This is a genomic window from Caloramator proteoclasticus DSM 10124 (assembly GCF_900129265.1).
Taxonomy (GTDB): domain Bacteria; phylum Bacillota; class Clostridia; order Clostridiales; family Caloramatoraceae; genus Thermobrachium; species Thermobrachium proteoclasticum.
Genome location: NZ_FQVG01000010.1, coordinates 36,589 through 53,178, shown reverse-complemented (window position 1 = coordinate 53,178; position 16,590 = coordinate 36,589). Strand labels below are relative to the sequence as shown.

21 protein-coding genes are annotated in these 16,590 nt (G+C 33.6%); 15 read left to right on the top strand and 6 right to left on the bottom strand.

What is annotated here, in order from left to right:
- From BUB63_RS04090 to BUB63_RS04035, 12 genes are all read left to right on the top strand, one after another.
- Nucleotides 1–285, top strand: a 285-nt coding sequence (locus tag BUB63_RS04090) for an acyl-CoA dehydrogenase family protein (RefSeq protein WP_278298291.1), incomplete at its 5' end; no start/stop codon positions are given.
- Nucleotides 286–297: 12 nt separating this feature from the next.
- Nucleotides 298–1,077, top strand: coding sequence for an electron transfer flavoprotein subunit beta/FixA family protein (locus tag BUB63_RS04085; RefSeq protein ID WP_073248042.1), 780 nt, complete (start codon nucleotides 298–300; stop codon nucleotides 1,075–1,077).
- A 12-nt stretch (nucleotides 1,078–1,089) separates the two neighbouring features.
- Complete coding sequence (locus BUB63_RS04080) at nucleotides 1,090–2,097, top strand: electron transfer flavoprotein subunit alpha/FixB family protein (RefSeq protein ID WP_073248041.1); 1,008 nt, start codon at nucleotides 1,090–1,092, stop codon at nucleotides 2,095–2,097.
- A gap of 53 nt (nucleotides 2,098–2,150) precedes the next feature.
- Nucleotides 2,151–2,567 carry a MaoC family dehydratase gene (locus BUB63_RS04075; protein ID WP_073248040.1) on the top strand — a complete coding sequence of 139 codons (417 nt, stop codon included), beginning with the start codon at nucleotides 2,151–2,153 and terminating at the stop codon, nucleotides 2,565–2,567.
- Nucleotides 2,568–2,996: 429 nt separating this feature from the next.
- Entirely contained in the window at nucleotides 2,997–3,737 is a 741-nt protein-coding gene (gene fabG / locus BUB63_RS04070; protein ID WP_073248039.1) for a 3-oxoacyl-[acyl-carrier-protein] reductase, read from the top strand.
- Nucleotides 3,738–3,828: 91 nt separating this feature from the next.
- Nucleotides 3,829–5,019 carry a thiolase domain-containing protein gene (locus tag BUB63_RS04065; RefSeq protein WP_073248038.1) on the top strand — a complete coding sequence of 397 codons (1,191 nt, stop codon included), beginning with the start codon at nucleotides 3,829–3,831 and terminating at the stop codon, nucleotides 5,017–5,019.
- Between the two features lie 165 nt (nucleotides 5,020–5,184).
- Nucleotides 5,185–5,838, top strand: a complete 654-nt coding sequence (locus tag BUB63_RS04060; protein WP_073248037.1) for a hypothetical protein — start codon at nucleotides 5,185–5,187, stop codon at nucleotides 5,836–5,838.
- A 139-nt stretch (nucleotides 5,839–5,977) separates the two neighbouring features.
- On the top strand, nucleotides 5,978–6,358 hold the full coding sequence (locus BUB63_RS04055; protein WP_027308996.1) for a L,D-transpeptidase: 381 nt from the start codon (nucleotides 5,978–5,980) through the stop codon (nucleotides 6,356–6,358).
- 99 nt (nucleotides 6,359–6,457) lie between these two features.
- Nucleotides 6,458–6,838, top strand: coding sequence for an adenine nucleotide alpha hydrolase family protein (locus BUB63_RS04050; RefSeq protein ID WP_027308997.1), 381 nt, complete (start codon nucleotides 6,458–6,460; stop codon nucleotides 6,836–6,838).
- A 177-nt stretch (nucleotides 6,839–7,015) separates the two neighbouring features.
- A complete protein-coding gene (locus tag BUB63_RS04045) occupies nucleotides 7,016–7,423 on the top strand; it encodes a hypothetical protein (protein ID WP_051350675.1) in 408 nt (135 codons plus the stop codon).
- A 65-nt stretch (nucleotides 7,424–7,488) separates the two neighbouring features.
- Nucleotides 7,489–8,643, top strand: coding sequence for a class I SAM-dependent methyltransferase (locus BUB63_RS04040; RefSeq protein WP_073248036.1), 1,155 nt, complete (start codon nucleotides 7,489–7,491; stop codon nucleotides 8,641–8,643).
- Between the two features lie 10 nt (nucleotides 8,644–8,653).
- The gene (locus BUB63_RS04035; RefSeq protein WP_073248035.1) at nucleotides 8,654–8,983 is read left to right on the top strand and encodes a DUF1904 domain-containing protein; all 330 of its coding nucleotides are present in this window, start codon (nucleotides 8,654–8,656) and stop codon (nucleotides 8,981–8,983) included.
- 87 nt (nucleotides 8,984–9,070) lie between these two features.
- Here BUB63_RS04035 and BUB63_RS04030 read toward each other — a convergent pair whose 3' ends face one another.
- The gene (locus BUB63_RS04030; RefSeq protein ID WP_073248034.1) at nucleotides 9,071–9,730 is read right to left on the bottom strand and encodes an HAD family hydrolase; all 660 of its coding nucleotides are present in this window, start codon (nucleotides 9,728–9,730) and stop codon (nucleotides 9,071–9,073) included.
- Nucleotides 9,731–9,806: 76 nt separating this feature from the next.
- Nucleotides 9,807–9,956, bottom strand: a complete 150-nt coding sequence (locus BUB63_RS13580) for a hypothetical protein (RefSeq protein WP_159431453.1) — start codon at nucleotides 9,954–9,956, stop codon at nucleotides 9,807–9,809.
- A 179-nt stretch (nucleotides 9,957–10,135) separates the two neighbouring features.
- Between BUB63_RS13580 and BUB63_RS04025 the strand changes: the two genes are divergently transcribed.
- Entirely contained in the window at nucleotides 10,136–12,589 is a 2,454-nt protein-coding gene (locus BUB63_RS04025) for an FAD-dependent oxidoreductase (RefSeq protein ID WP_073248033.1), read from the top strand.
- Between the two features lie 80 nt (nucleotides 12,590–12,669).
- Nucleotides 12,670–12,948, top strand: a complete 279-nt coding sequence (locus BUB63_RS04020) for a DUF4190 domain-containing protein (RefSeq protein ID WP_084106497.1) — start codon at nucleotides 12,670–12,672, stop codon at nucleotides 12,946–12,948.
- Between the two features lie 39 nt (nucleotides 12,949–12,987).
- Here the strand turns inward: BUB63_RS04020 and BUB63_RS04015 are convergent, their stop codons facing one another.
- Nucleotides 12,988–13,806 (bottom strand): RMD1 family protein, encoded by an 819-nt coding sequence (locus BUB63_RS04015; protein ID WP_027309003.1) that lies wholly within the window; start codon nucleotides 13,804–13,806, stop codon nucleotides 12,988–12,990.
- A 68-nt stretch (nucleotides 13,807–13,874) separates the two neighbouring features.
- Here BUB63_RS04015 and BUB63_RS04010 point away from each other — a divergent pair, with 68 nt between their 5' ends.
- Nucleotides 13,875–14,366, top strand: coding sequence for a thioredoxin family protein (locus BUB63_RS04010; protein WP_073248031.1), 492 nt, complete (start codon nucleotides 13,875–13,877; stop codon nucleotides 14,364–14,366).
- Between the two features lie 15 nt (nucleotides 14,367–14,381).
- On the opposite strand, the gene BUB63_RS04005 is transcribed toward BUB63_RS04010, so the two are convergent.
- From BUB63_RS04005 to fliK, 3 genes are read right to left on the bottom strand one after another with little or no spacing between them, the layout of a single operon-like run.
- A complete protein-coding gene (locus BUB63_RS04005) occupies nucleotides 14,382–15,167 on the bottom strand; it encodes a DUF2225 domain-containing protein (protein ID WP_242947341.1) in 786 nt (261 codons plus the stop codon).
- Complete coding sequence (locus tag BUB63_RS04000) at nucleotides 15,164–15,430, bottom strand: EscU/YscU/HrcU family type III secretion system export apparatus switch protein (RefSeq protein WP_073248030.1); 267 nt, start codon at nucleotides 15,428–15,430, stop codon at nucleotides 15,164–15,166. Before BUB63_RS04000 ends, BUB63_RS04005 begins: the two co-directional genes overlap by 4 nt.
- Entirely contained in the window at nucleotides 15,427–16,587 is a 1,161-nt protein-coding gene (fliK, locus tag BUB63_RS03995) for a flagellar hook-length control protein FliK (protein WP_073248029.1), read from the bottom strand. Before fliK ends, BUB63_RS04000 begins: the two co-directional genes overlap by 4 nt.
- Nucleotides 16,588–16,590: the final 3 nt, after the last annotated feature.

The following is a 16,590-nucleotide window of genomic DNA, read 5'->3' as shown; positions in this document are numbered from 1 at the left end:
GCAGAGATGGCAACTAAGGTTGAGGCTGCAAAGAATTTAGTGTATAAGGCAGCTTGGAAAAAACAAACAGGACAAAACTATAGTATGGATGCCTCAATGGCAAAGCTTTATGCATCAGAGACTGCAATGGAGGTTACAACAAAGGCAGTTCAGATATTTGGAGGATATGGATATACAAAGGATTACCCTGTTGAAAGAATGATGAGGGATGCAAAGATAACAGAGATATACGAAGGAACTTCAGAGGTTCAAAAGATGGTTATTTCAGCAAACATTCTAAAGTAGAGGGGTGAGGGTATGAACATATTAGTTTTCACAAAGCAAGTACCAGATACTAACGAAGTTAGAATAGATCCAAAGACAGGAACACTAATCCGTGAAGGAGTGCCAAGCATTATAAACCCAGATGATATGAATGCAATAGAGGAGGCATTAAGAATAAAGGAGGAGGTTGGGGCTAAGGTAACTGTCGTTACTATGGGGCCACCTCAGGCAGAAAAGGCACTAAGAGAGGCACTATCTATGGGTGTTGATGAGGCAGTTTTATTAACAGATAGAGCCTTTGCAGGAGCAGATACTTGGGCAACCTCCCTTGTTCTTGCTAAGGCAGCAGAAAAGTTAGGATATGATTTAATAGTTGCAGGAAGACAGGCAATAGATGGAGATACAGCACAGGTTGGACCAGAAATTGCGGAGCATCTAAACCTTCCACAGGTAACATATGTTGAAAAGGTTGAAATTTTAGATGGTGAAGTTAGGGTAAGACGTGCATTTGAGGATGGATATGAAACACTACGTGTTAAGCTCCCCTGCCTTTTAACCTGTATAAAGGAGCTAAACAATCCAAGATATATGAATATATACGACATCTTTACCTGCTACAGCAAGGACATTAAGGTTATGGGCTTATCTGATTTAGGATTACAAAAGGAAGAGGTTGGTCTTATAGGTTCACCAACTAAGGTTAAAAAGTCCTTCACAAAGGGACCTAAGGCTCAGGGTGAAAAGTTTGATTTACCACCTCACGAGGCAGCAAACATTATTACTGAAAAACTAAAGGCAATGCACCTTATATAAGGAGGCGATAGTATGAAAAAGGGTGTTTTTGTTATTGCTGAACAAAGGGATGGAAATCTTCAAAAGGTTAGCCTTGAGCTTTTAGGTAAGGCAAGGGAGATTGCAGATAAACTTGATGGAGAAGTTGTGGCACTTCTTCTTGGATATGAAGTAGACAAACTCACAGATACTCTAATACACCACGGTGCAGATAGGGTTATATTAATAGATAACATTCACCTAAAACACTATACAACAGATGCCTACACAAAGGCAATTTGCGAAGTTGCAAAAAAGATGAATCCAGAGATAATATTCATAGGTGCAACCTACATAGGACGAGACCTTGGCCCAAGGGTTGCCGCAAGGCTTAAGACAGGTCTTACAGCAGACTGTACAGGCCTTGATGTAGATGATGAAATAAAGAATCTCCTTATGACTCGTCCAGCCTTCGGTGGAAATATTATGGCAACAATTGAGTGTCCAAACCATAGACCTCAAATGTCTACAGTAAGACCAGGAGTATTTAGCGTCCCCTGTGCAGATTATGAAAGAAGAGGGGAAGTTGAAAGGTTTGATATTAACATAAAAGAGGATGATATAAAGGTTAAGATTGAAGAGATAGTAAAATCAATGAAGGAGAAGATAGACATAACAGAGGCAGACATTATAGTATCAGGTGGACGTGGAGTAGGAAGCAAGGAAGGATTTACATTACTTAAGGAGCTTGCAGATACCCTTGGTGGAATAGTTGCAGGCTCAAGGGCAGCTGTTGATTCAGGATGGATTGAAAAGGATAGACAAGTTGGGCAGACAGGAAAGACAGTAAGACCAAAGCTATACATTGCCTGCGGCATATCAGGTGCAATTCAGCATCTTGCAGGAATGCAGGAGAGTGAATATATAGTTGCTATAAATAAGGATTCTGATGCACCAATTATGGCAGTTGCAGACCTTGCGATAGTTGGAGACCTATATAAGGTTGTTCCAGAGCTTATTAAGGAAATTAAGGCCTATAGACAATCCTGTGAAGTAATGTAGGCAGCTGACCATCTTGGCAGTTGACCTTTATATATAAAAAAGGGGGTAAGCTTATGAAGGGCAAAACTATAAATGAAATAAATATAGGAGATAGGGCATCCTTTGAAAAGACAATATCAGAGACAGATATATATCTATTTGCAGGAATAACAGGGGATTTAAACCCTGCACACATAGACCAGTTAGAAGCTGAAAAGGGAATGTTTAAGGGAAGAATAGCCCACGGTATATTAGTTTCAGGATTGATATCAACTGTACTTGGAATGTATCTTCCAGGGCCTGGTACAATATACCTTGGTCAAGAGCTTAAATTTTTAGCACCAGTTAGAATAGGGGATACAGTAAGGGCAGAGGCAGAAGTTATAGAAAAGATAGAGGAAAAGAATAGAATAAAGCTAAGAACCCAATGTATAAATCACGAGGGTAAGGTTGTAATAGACGGCATAGCAACAGTTATGCCCCCAAGATGATTTGAATGGAATATTACTTGTTTAATTTTAAACCCCATAAAAGGATTTTTAGGCAAGTTAGCTTAAAACAAAATCCTTTATGGGGTTTTTATATAATAACCTGTATAGACATTATTCGGATGTAATAAGTTTATTTGATAAAACTAAGAAAAAATTTTTGCACTCTTTTATTTTGAATTTTCAGAATATATAATATAAATATAAATATAAGTTTACTTTTATAAATTTAACATTTTTAGGCGTAATATTTGGGTTATATATTAGAATGATGTTTTATTAAAAATCAAACAAGCATCCTAAAGGGCCTATTGTAAGATTTAGGATAAATTTAATAATACATAATAACTGCTTATTCGTATTATAACTTTTGGCATAAAAGTTGCTAACTAATAAGTAACAAAAGTTATTTATTAGTTAGGAGGTAAACTTATGAGATTACAAGGAAAGGTTGCAATTATTACAGGAGCGGCAAGGGGAATAGGTAAGGCAACAGCCGAAAAGTTTTTAAAGGAAGGTGCAAGTGTAGTAATTTGTGACATCAATCAGGAACAAGTTGATACAGCAGTAAACGAGCTAAAGGCAATAAGCGAGAATGTTATAGGAGTTAAGGTTGATGTTACAAACAGGGCAGAGGTTGATGAAATGGTTAGATTAACTGTTGAAAAGTTTGGTAAGGTAGACTGCCTTGTAAATAATGCAGGTATAACAGCAGACAATACTTTACTTAAGATGACTGAAGCAGAGTGGGATAGAGTAATTGACATTAACCTAAAGGGTGTATTTAACTGTGGTCAAGCTGTTGCAAAGGTTATGGTAGACCAAGGAGGTGGAGTAATACTTAATGCAACTTCTGTTGTTGGTCTATATGGTAACTATGGACAAACAAACTATGCTGCAACTAAATGGGGAGTTATAGGAATGACAAAGACTTGGGCAAAGGAGCTTGGTAAAAAGGGAATTAGAGTAAATGCAGTAGCTCCAGGATTTATTTTAACTCCTATGACAGAAAAGATGCCAGAGAAGGTTCTTGAAATGATGAAGGATAAGGCTCCACTTAAGAGACTTGGTATGCCAGAGGATATAGCAAATGCATATGCCTTCTTGGCTTCAGATGAGTCAAGCTTTATAACAGGTGCTGTTTTAAGTGTAGATGGAGGCATTGTACTATAATTTACTTAATATGATATTAAGAGGACAGTTTAACTGTCCTCTGATAGTTTTATAAAAAAACTGATAAATTTTAAACAAAGGGGTGTATATTATGGCAGTATCAATGATTGGTTTTTATCATTCAAAGGTTGGGAAATTAGAAAACGAAACAATTTATAGTCTTCTTGTTGAAGCAGGTAGAAGGACAATTGAAGATTCAGGACTTGAACCTAAGGATATTGATGCAATATATGTAGGAAATTATAGTGGCGGTGGATTTAATAAACAGGAACACATTGCTCCTTTTGCTGTTGAAATTCATCCTGATTTAAGATTTAAACCCTGCACAAGAGTTGAAAATGCTTGTGCATCAGGATCAACAGCAATAGAACAAGCAATGCTTGCAATAGAGTCAGGAAGAATTAAAAATGCCCTTGTTATTGGCGTTGAAAAGATGACATCTCTAAAAACTGCAGGGGTTACAGAGGTTTTAGCAATGGCATCCTACTATCCAGAAGAAGGTGGAAAGGGATACTCCTTCCCAGGCCTTTACGCAGAGTATGCAAAGGGATATATGGCAAAGTATGGATACTCTAAAGAGGAACTTTGGGATATGCTATCCTACATCACAGTTAAGGCACATAAAAATGCTATGGCAAACCCACTTGCTCAAATGCACGTTGAATATGAAAGAGAATATGTAAGAACAATACAGGAGAAGAATCCTTTAATAGCAGACCCATTAAAACTTTCAGACTGCTCACTTGTTTCAGATGGTGCAGCTGCAGTTGTTTTAACAACAACAGAAAGGGCACTTGCTATCAAGGACAAGGTTGTTGAAATAAAGTCCCTTGCACACACATCAGACTATCTATCAATAGTTGAGGGAAAGAGACCAAACTACAAGCTTGAGGCTGCACAGGCAGCAATTCAAAGGGCTTTAAGGGATGCAAATATGACAATAAATGATATAAATGTAGCGGAGGTTCACGACTGCTTTACAATAACAGAACTATTAATCTACGAAGCTATGGGACTTGCAGAAGAAGGAAGAGGCTTTGAGGCAATTAAAAATGGAGATGTTTATGTTGGAGGAAGACTGCCTGTTAACCCATCAGGAGGATTGAAGGCAAAGGGACATCCAGTTGGTGCAACAGGAGTTTCAATGCACGTTCTTATTGCAAAACAGCTCTTAGGTGAAGCTATAGGTCTTCAAGTAGAAAACGCAAAGGCTGGTTTAACACTAAACATAGGAGGAAGTGGAGCAACCAACATAGCCTCAGTTCTTGTTAGAATAAAGTAAAAAAGTGCCACCCAGGTGAAATGTGACATTTTCTATATAATGGAACACACTCATCTGGGTGGTTCTATTTAAAATAAAGTTGCTTTATATCCTCTATAAATTTTAAGAAGAGGATTTTTTTATTTTGCATTTTGAATATAATAAATAGAATAAGGGGGTGATTAAATGGAGGTATTTAAGAATTTTGAAATGAATTTAGATAAAAAGCACGTACTTGAGGTTTTAGAGGCATACCTTCCTTCGAGTGGAGAGGACAGGGATGTGATATATGACAGACTAATAGATGAACTTTGTGATAATATAGAACCAATTGGATTTTTTAAGTTTATAGAAAAACCAAAGGAGTATGATTTTGAGTCCTTTAAAGAGTGCAGTAAAATAGCACCCTGCCTTATAACATTAGGTTCAAGAATAACAGATAGAATAGATAGTTTGTTTAGTGAAAATAAATTTGTAGATGCTGTTATGCTGGATGTAATGGCAAGTACACTCCTATTTGAATATAACAGCCAGATGTATGAATATATATTTAACTATTTTTATGATTTAGGGTTTGGTATAACCTGCAGGGTTGCTCCAGGTGATGGTGAAATACCTATCGAATATCATGCGGATATAATCGATAGGCTTAACATAGATAAAAGGCATAGCATATACACAGTAAAGGGCTATGCAGTTCATCCACCAAAATCCCTAACCTATGTTCACGGTGTGGATGAGAGACTTGAAAAGGTAAAAAGACGCCATTCCTGCAAAGTCTGTCCTAATATAAACTGTAAAATTAGGGCTGTTAAGGAAAGGGCAAAGGGAATATTTTAAAGCCTTCTATTTTGTAGGAGGCTTTTTTAAATATAAAAAATTATGTTAATAATGGAACAGGAATAGAGCAGGATAATATAATAAAATAGGAAAAGTATGGATAATGTCACATTTCACGTGGGTGGCACTTTTTGGGGGGATGGAAATGTTTTTAAACCCGATAAAGAAGAGCATAGCAAGAACTTCTCAAAACAAATATATTCTAATAAGACTAAATCAGAGGAGATTGTATCTAATTGTAAATGAAAAGGTGTTTTTTTCATTTAAAATCGCAATAGGTAAAAAATCAACACCAACACCAAAGGGACAGTTTAAGATAATTGATAAGGCTTTAAATCCTGGCGGTGCCTTTGGGACAAGGTGGATGAGGTTTTACAAGGGATATGGAATACACGGTACCAACAATCCTTCCTCAATAGGCTATGCAATAACAAATGGGTGTGTTAGGATGTATAACAAAGATATAGAAAGATTATTTCCGTTAGTTCCTGTAGGAACGAAGGTTATAATTACAGATTGATTTTGAATTAATCCTTAAAATTTGCTAAAATAGTAATGTGTTTAGGGAAAATATTATATAATATTATTAGATATAATATACCCAGAAAGGGGAATGAATGTGAAAAAGGATAAAAATATAATGGTATGTGTTACACAACAAAGGACTTGTGAAAGATTAATTAAAAAGGGAAAGGAATTAAGGGATAAAATAGATGGAGAATTACACGTTGTTCACGTGGCAAGGGAGGATGAAAATTTTTTAGGCAACAGCAAACAGGCGGATGCGATAGAATATCTATATGGTATATCAAAATCTGTAGGAGCAGATATGACTGTTCTAAGGTCAAATGATGTATGCGGTGCTATAACTAAATTTGCTGAAGAATATGAAGTTGGGCATATAATCTTAGGAGAACCTCCAAAGGGGTGTGAAGAGGATAGCATTGTAGATAGCCTTAAAAAAAGTATGGAGGATGTTAATTTTTATTTAGTTTCTTAAGTTCCACTTATTTAAGTGGAACTTATTTTTTGAGCTTTAAAAAAGTTTGATTGTATAAAAAATTTTTCTTGGATAAGAATAAAAATAGGCTAAAAAAAGACTTATTTCAATTGCAAAAATTTTCAGAATATAGTATCCTTATATTAAAGGGTAAATAAAAAAAATGGGGTGATTAAAATGGTTCACGTATTAACCGGTGACAAAGGAGCCGGAAAGACCAAAAAATTAATCTCAATGGCTAATGAACTTGTTCAGGATGCAAAGGGTCACGTTGTTTATGTTAGCAACTCTTCAGAAGGTATGTATCAATTAAGTTCAAAAATCCGCCTTGTAAATATTTCAGATTTCCCCATTTCCTCTTATGAAAGCTTCATAGGCTTCCTCTACGGTATGATTTCCGAAGATTACGATATAGAAACAATATTTATAGACAACCTTAATGCGATAATATCAAACGATGATATTGTACGCTTCTTTGCTGATGCCAAAAAGTTTGCTGAGAATAACGCAATAAAATTTGTTGTTGGAGCAAAATGTGAAAATGTAGCACAGGAAGGCCTAAATGTTGAATATATGGCTGTATAAGGGGAGTTTTCTCCCTTTATTTTTTTTGCTATAATTAGGATGCAAAACAAAAGGGAGGAAGAAAGATGAACAAAGGAATATGTGACAAGATAAAGTTTATGCTCTGGGGAATGACATCAAGGTTAAAGGAGAACAAGGACTTTATAAATGATGTTACATTTAGGTTTAAATCAGGTACAAAGGATTATTTTGGAGTTATAGACATAGAAGAGCAAAAGGTAAACTTCAATGGCAAGGATGAAAATATTAGAATAGACGATATACCAAGCTACATAGCAGAACAAGCTCAAAAATATGATGAACTTGAGTTTGTTATAAATGAAAGAGGTAAAAAATTTATATTAAATGCAGATAATAAAAATGTTAAAACAAAACAGGTAGACAGCAAAGAAGAGAAAAATGATGAGCACGCATTTACAAAATCTACTCTATTAAATAGAAATTATTTAATAAGGGTAGGAGAGGCAGATGATCTTCTAAAGGAGATCGGAATACTTACTAAAGACGGAAAAGTAAAGAATGATATGATTAGAAAATATAACCAGATAGATCATTTTGTTGAACTTATTGATTCTATGATAGAAGAGCTTGGTGATGTAGATACCATAAACGTTTTAGATTGTGCCTGTGGGAAGTCCTACCTAACCTTTGTATTAAACTACTACATAAAGGAAGTTAAAAAGAAGAACTGTTATTTTATAGGAATAGATAGGTCAGAGAATGTAATAAATGCATCAAAGGAAATTGCAAAAAGGCTAAACTATAAAAATATGCAGTTTTTATGTATGGATTTAAACGAATATATACCAGATAGAAGAATTGATATAGTAATTAGCCTTCACGCCTGTGATATTGCAACGGATATGGCACTTGGAACTGCAGTAAATGTAAATGCAAGGGCCATAATGTGTGTGCCCTGCTGTCATAGAGAACTTCTTGAACAGTATAGGTTTGATGAGTTTAACTCAATTATAAAACACGGTGTGTTTAGGGCAAGATTTTCAGATATTTTAACAGATGGTGTAAGAGCATTACTCCTTGAAACTCAAGGATATAAGGTTTCGGTTGTGGAGTATATTTCACCCCTTGAAACACCAAAGAACCTACTTATTAGAGCAGTAAAGGTTTCAGATAAAAACATAAAGGCAATTAATGAATATAAGGCAATTAAAGAAAAATTTAATATAACACCATATCTTGAAAGATATATACACATTTAGGAGGGATATTATGCCACACTTAAGGTTTAAGGGAGTAGAAAAGGAGACAGTAAAGACAATAAGTAAAGATTTGGTAGATAATCTTCAGGAGATTATAGGATGCCCAAGGGATTATTTTGTTTTAGAGGTTGTAAATTCCGATTTTATATTCGATGGAGAAGAGGTAAAGATGTATCCATTTATAGAGGTTGCTTGGTTTGATAGAGGAAGTGAAGTTCAGGATAAGGTTGCAAAGAAAATAACAGAAAAGGTAAAGGATGCAACAGGTGCAGAGACTGTAGATGTTGTTTTTGTAAAATATAAAGAGAAGAGATACTACGAAAATGGAGAGCATTTTTAAATAAATTAGAGGCTTGATTGATAATTAAGCCTCTAATTTTATTTTTAATTAATCTTAAATTAATAAAAAAATTTAGACCAACAATGATTATCTTTTTAATTCCTCAACTATGTCCTCAAAATCTTCAATTAAATGGTCTGTTATCTCCTTAAGTTCATCAGGTGTACAAGTTCCATTCTCATCATACACCCCTACGACCTTCATACCTGCAGCACGAGCACCGCGAACTGCGGGAACTGTATCCTCAAAAACTATACACTCTTGAGGAGCAACATTTAATCGCTTTGCTGTTTCTAAAAATACATCAGGGAAGGATTTATCCCTTGGGACTTCACAGGTTGTAACTATCTCATCAAAATATTGAAGTATATCATTTCTTGATAAAACAGCCTCAATAAGCTGACGATTGTTGCTGGTTGCCATACCAATTAGATAACCATTTTCCTTGAGATATTTAAGAAATTTATGTACTCCCTTTTTAGCTTGAATTATGTTCCTATAATAGTGGTCTACCATCTCCATCCACTCATTCATTATTTCTTCTATACTTTCCTTTAAATTAAATCTTTCTTTAAAATAGACAGCAGTTTCTGTAAAGCTAAGTCCCTCAATTGCTCTTTGAAGGTCCTCAGGAAGCTCAATATTTCTCCTTTTTAAAAACTCAACATCAACTTCCTTCCAAACCCACATAGAATCTATTATTGTTCCATCCATATCAAATATAACTGCCTTTACATCCTTTAGCATAAAATCACCTCGCAAAATTTGTCGCAATAAACTAATATCAATTATAACATATAAGGCGTGCATAGGGCACGCCTTACTAATTTTCGTCAGATATAATCAGTATATCAAAGTCAGAGGGTTTTATTTGACCTGCATTCTTATTTGGTATTACTGTAAAATTAATACCATTTTTTTCGAGGGCGTCCTTTATGACCTTGAGGTTGCTGTCAACTGCAATTTTGGTCATCCTAAAACACCTCCTTATAATTATTTTTTCAAAAACTGCAAATAATATAATTATAAAATTTTTGTTACCCTTATAGGGTATATTGACATTTGACGAAACTTGTAATATTATAAAATTACAGTATAGCAATATAGTGATTAATTTAGTGAAGTTTATAACAAAGTTAAGGAGAGGATAATATGTCAAAGAGAGTTTTGATAGTAGGTGGAGTTGCAGGCGGTGCCAGTGCAGCAGCAAGACTTAGAAGACTTGACGAAAATATAGAAATTATAATGTTTGAAAGAGGAGGATATATCTCCTTTGCAAACTGTGGTCTTCCATATTACATTGGTGAGACTATAAAGGAGAGACAAAACCTTCTTGTTCAAACAGAAGAGGGAATGGAACAAAGATTTAATATTGATGTTAGAACACATAGTGAAGTTACAAAGATATTCAGAGACACAAAGGAAGTTGAAGTTGTTTCAAACGGTAAGACCTACAGAGAAAAATATGACTATCTAATTCTTTCACCAGGTGCAGCACCCTTTGTACCACCAATTGAAGGTGTAAATTTAGATGGAATCTACACTTTAAGAAATATGGAGGATGTAGATAGAATAAAGGAACACGTTACAAAGAATAAGCCAAATAAGGCAGTTGTAATTGGTGGTGGATATGTAGGTATAGAAATGGCAGAAAACCTAAAGCACATTGGAGTAGATGTTACTTTAGTTGAGGCTGCCGACCAAGTTATGGGACCACTTGATTTTGAAATGGCAAAGATGATAGAAAAGCATATGATAGACAACGGTGTAAAATTAATAGTAGGAGATGCCGTTGAAAAGTTTGAAAAGAACAATGGATTAGAACTTACTTTAAAGAGTGGTAAGAAATTAAATGCTGATATGGTTGTAATGGCTATAGGGGTAAGACCAGAAACTAAGCTGGCAAAGGAAGCAGGACTTGAAATTGGAGAACGTGGTGGAATTAAAGTTGATGCACATATGAGAACATCAGATCCATATATTTATGCTGTTGGAGATGCAATAGAAGTTGAAGATTATATAAATGGTGCAAACACACTAATTCCACTTGCAGGCCCAGCAAACAAGCAGGGTAGAATAGCAGCAGATAATATTTGTGGTAGAGAAAGTGTATATAAGGGAACACAAGGAACATCAATTATAAAGGTGTTTGATTTAACAGCAGCATCAACAGGAAACAATGAAAAGATATTAAAAAGACAAGGTATTCCTTATGTTAAGTCATATACGCATTCAGGTTCCCACGCAGGATACTATCCAGGAGCCTTTGTTATGACAATAAAAATACTATTCTCACCAGAGGATGGTAAGATACTTGGTGCACAAATTGTAGGTAGAGATGGCGTAGATAAGAGAATAGATGTTATTGCAACAGCAATAAGAGCTGGAATGACAGTATATGATTTAGAGGAGCTTGAACTTGCATATGCACCACCTTATTCATCAGCAAAGGATCCTGTGAATATGGCTGGATTTACAGCAGCAAATATACTAAAGGGAGATATGAAGATTATACACGCTGATGAACTAAAAGATATAAATAAAGATGAATACTTCATAGTTGACGTAAGAACAGACGTTGAATATGAAGGTGGACATTTAGAAGGTGCAGTAAATATTCCAGTAGATGAATTAAGAAAGAGAATAAATGAAATTCCAAAGGATAAAAAGATTATAGTTTACTGTAAGATTGGTTTAAGAGGATATGTTGCATATAGAATACTTGCTCAAAAGGGCTATGATGTATACAACTTAAGTGGTGGGTATGATTTGGTTCTTGCATATAATATGAAATATGGTGAAGGACCAAAGTTAAATGATGAGATGACAAGATTTGAACCTATGGAGGAAAAAAAGGAAGTTAAGCCAAGTGGTAATACAATAAAGGTGGATGCCTGTGGCCTTCAATGCCCAGGACCAATAATGAGAGTTAAAAAGGAAATAGAAAGAATTAATGAAGGTGACGTTCTTGAAATACACGTAACTGATTCAGGATTTACAACAGATATAAAGGCTTGGTGTGAAAGAACAGGTAACACTCTAATTGGGGTTGAAAAGACTTGCTGTGACTATGTTGCCTATGTTATGAAGGGCAAAAAAGAAGAGAGCAAGGCACAGCCTGTAAATGTAGAACTACCACAAGGTAAGACAATGGTTGTATTTAGTGGCGACCTTGATAAGGCTATTGCTTCCTTCATAATAGCAAATGGTGCAGCAGCAATGGGAAGACCTGTTACAATGTTCTTTACCTTCTGGGGATTAAATATTTTAAGAAAGGATACAGCAGTTAAGGTTAATAAGACATTCATAGAAAAGATGTTTGCTAAGATGATGCCAAGAGGAAGCAAAAAGCTTGCTCTATCTAAGATGAATATGGGTGGAATTGGTGCAAAGATGATTCGTGGAATAATGAAGAAGAAGAACATCTCATCCCTTGAGGAACTAATAGAACAAGCAAAGGCAAATGGAGTAAAGCTTGTTGCCTGTGCAATGTCAATGGATGTTATGGGAATAAAGAAGGAAGAACTAATAGATGGTGTAGAAATTGGTGGAGTTGCAGCATACCTTGGTGAAGCAGAGCAATCTAATGTAAATCTATTTATATAATCTATTAATAAAAAATATTGTATAAAAAAAATCCCCCTTTAATATAATGTAGTGTATTTATAATAAAGGGGGATTTTATTATGAAGAATGATGGACTTGCAATTGCATCAATGGTACTTGGCATAGTATCTCTTGTAATGTTATTTTTCCCTATACTGGGCTGGCTGGCAATAGTAACAGCTGTTGTTGGTCTAATTCTTGGAATAAATGCAAAGAATAGAATTAAAGCAAATCCACAGGAACTTGGCGGAATGGGTATGGCTAATGCAGGAGTAGTTATGAATATAGTTGCTTTAGCATTAATAGTTTTAGGAATGATTGCTTGTGGTGCTCTAATTGGTACAATGTCACAAATTTGATATTTAGATAAAATGCCACCAAGTTTTTTTGGTGGCATTTTATAATATTTTCTCTATTATAGACATCACGATTTCAACTATAAAGAGTATAATAACCATCCATTCAAGTTTTGTACCTCTTTTAGCGTGGGTTAGGCTTGTGAATACTTCAGTTATATCAAGCAGAACCTCTGTTTTGTGTCTGATTTTTTCATATCTATCCTTTAACTCAAATAGTTCTGAAAGGTTCATAAAAAACTCTTCAGCATCTTCAAGCTTCCAAGCAATATCAGGTTTATCAAGAAGCATAATGTATGATATGGTGTTGTATTTAAAACGAAGTACCTTTGAAGACATCTTGGCAAGTTGGTTATCACTAAGATGTAGCTTTCCGTGATCCAAATATTCTATTATGTTTTCAATTTCATCAAGAAGGTTATCAATATCTACTTCAATTTTCTTTAGTGCTACGGATTTTGCAAGTATAGTTGCAATAATCTCCATATAATATGGTTTAAAATAATTTACTTTTACTGAGTCGTAGTTTAATTCTACATCTTTTACTCTATTATCGAGTATTAGTTTAAAATCTTCAATGTAATTAAAAGGAGTATTGTTTTTAAGAGTAGTATCTACACGTTTTAGATATTCAATTACATCTCTAAGTTCGTGGAAGGCAAGATTTGCAGAAACAATACATCCAAAGTGGAATATATATACATATTTGTTGTTTGGATGAGGTATGATTCCTTTTAGATTTCTGTCATCTAAAATCAAGGGTTCTTCCCATTTAAATTTTTTGTTTATACCAAAGTGGTTTGCAATTTTATAAAGGTTTATTTCATTACTGATAAAACTTGCTTTAAACTCATAATTCATATTTATAACCCCTATTATAGTGTTGATTTTTGGTTTATAATATTGTTAAAAAGTGTGGTGGTGAAATTATGTTTGATGAAATTAAGGGCTTTTTGGTAGAGGAGTATTTAAGCTTTTATGATGAACAAAAATACCAAAATCATAGGGAGTTTTTTAGTAGAGTAAATAACTTAAAAAATTTAAATGAAGCACTTTTAGAGGTTAATAGGGATTTTAATATTTTGCTATTTTCCGAGGACTACTGTCCTGATTGTTTAGTATTATTCCCATTTATTCAATTTTTATGTACAAAATTGGGGATTGATGTAAAAATACTTAAAAGGCAGGGGAATGAAGAATTTTTAAGAGAATTGACAGGTGAGGCAAAAATTCCAACAGCAATGTTTATAAATAAAGATAACTCATTAAGAGGAATGATTATAGAATTCCCAGAGAGCTTTAAAAGAAGTTTAATTGGTCTTACTAAAGATGATATAAAGAGGAAAACAGTAGAGTATAGGGAAGGAAATTACTTGGAAATGATAGAAAATGAAGTTATAAGCATCATTAATAACTTCTAAAGAAAAGTGCCCTGTTTATAGGGCATTTTCTTTTATCAAATCCTTTTGATCTCTTGCCATTTCCTTTAATCTTGGGTTTACACCTGGTGTAACAATGACTTTGCTAAACCAAAGCAGTGCTTCATCATTGTCTCCAAGCCTTCTTGCAAGTTCACCTATTAAATATGAAAGTGTGTAATTATCCATACCGCAGATTGGGAAGGCCTCCCTTTCAAAGGATTCCTTAAACCCCACGTAGGCCTGTTCTAAAAATTTTCTTTCCTCACTATTATTTTGTAATAGTCTATACATCCAAGCAATTTTTAAACAAATAAATGCCTTTTCGCTACTTTTAGCCTTTTTTACCACCGCATTTAAAAGAGCAAGTTTATACCTTTCAATTGCAATATTTTCATCATAAACTTCGGGATAATTTTTAGGTCTAAACTTTGGAGTAATTACTGACTTAATTAAAAGGGCCTGCTCTTGTTTTACCTTTTCGAAATATTGATTTAGGGCACTGTATCCACAGCTTGGACATATATGAACATCATAAAATAGTGGATTAGGTCCTTGATAAATTGGCATTAAATCGGTATCGCTTCCTACGCGTCTTGTTTTTCCATTTCTTAATGCCTTTGTTTTAAATTCTGTATTACAAACGGGACAGAGCATAGTTTTTTCGTATAAAAATGTATCTACAGTTTTATTTTTTATTTCAACTTCTTTTTTATTTTCTTCTTCCTTTTCAAATATATTAAGTTTTACATTTTTAAATCCCAAATCTTCAAGACCTGAAAATATATCTGACAAATTAATCACTCCTTCTTTTTGTGTTTTTCATCTAAGCTGTATATAAATGCTATGATTCTTGCCACCGCCTCATAAAGCTCTTCAGGTATAGGAGAAGAAGGTTCAACTTTACTTAATTTCTCAACTAAGACTGTATCCTCTACAATAGGTATGTCATTTTCCTTTGCTTTGTTTAAAATTTTCTCTGCAATTTCACCAAAACCAACAGCCGTTACAACAGGTGCTTTATAGTCCTTATTATATTTAAGTGCTACTGCCTTTTTCCTTTTCATACCTTCACATCCAGTTCATTAATTATAAAATCATTAAAGAAGTTTATAATATCTTTATGAGGTGTTTTTATTTCTTCAACTGATGAGTTTATCAAATTAAGTCCAATTTGGTTTAGTGACTCTTTTAAAATTTTTAAGTTTGCTTTAATATAATCTATATATTTTTTATCACATTTAATATTTATAATTATATTATCATTATGTTTGTGTATATAGTTTTCTATTGTTCCTATATTTTCAGTATCAACCTTTATATATAATTTTACATCGTTAATATCTATTACCCTTTTATTTTTATATTTGTTTTTTATTATTATGCTATTTTTGTATACATTGTCATTTACGCTGGTGTTGAAGAAATAAAAATTATAATTTTTACTTAACAAATTAATTATATCAAATTTTTCGATAAAATCAGCATTGTTTTTTAATACTTCAGTATTTTTTAATATTTCCTCGAATATATTTTCTAAAGTATAGACTTTATTCAATGAATGGTTTTGATTTAATTTTTGTATTATGAAATTTATAAAGTCGTTTCCATTTAAAACCTTTTTTGTGTTTAAAAGGTTTTTTATAGATATATCAATTTTGTTTTCAAGCAAGAAGGTTAAAAAATCTATGTCGATGTTTTTAAGAGCTTGAATTTGAATTTTAACAAAAGATAGGTCTTCCTCAGATATTTCAAGGTTTAAAAAGTTTTTAAATATATTTTTTATATCTTCATCCTTTAATGTTTTAAGTGCTTCTAAGGATTTTAAGGAATTAAAGAGAGTTAATACATTTTCATCTGTAGCAGGAAGATTAAATTTAATAAGTGAATTTACTATTTCTTCAACCTTATTAAAGGGGATTGATAGATTATCTGAAATTGATTTTAGGTTAGAATATGAGGGTTTTTCCTTAGAATCACCAATCAATCTTACAATTACTTGGTTTTCTTCTACTTTTTCTATTTTAAATTTTAAAAACTGATTGCCCTTTTTAATATCTTCAGAAACAAATATTGCAGGAATAATAGTACCATCATAGAGCTTAATTGCACCTTTATTATCTTCGAGGGCAATAATTTTTGCGTTAATTGTTGAACCTTCATATAGTTTTTTGTTATTATTTGAGTAGTTGTTTAATAATTTTTCTAAAGCTTCTATCTTCATAAA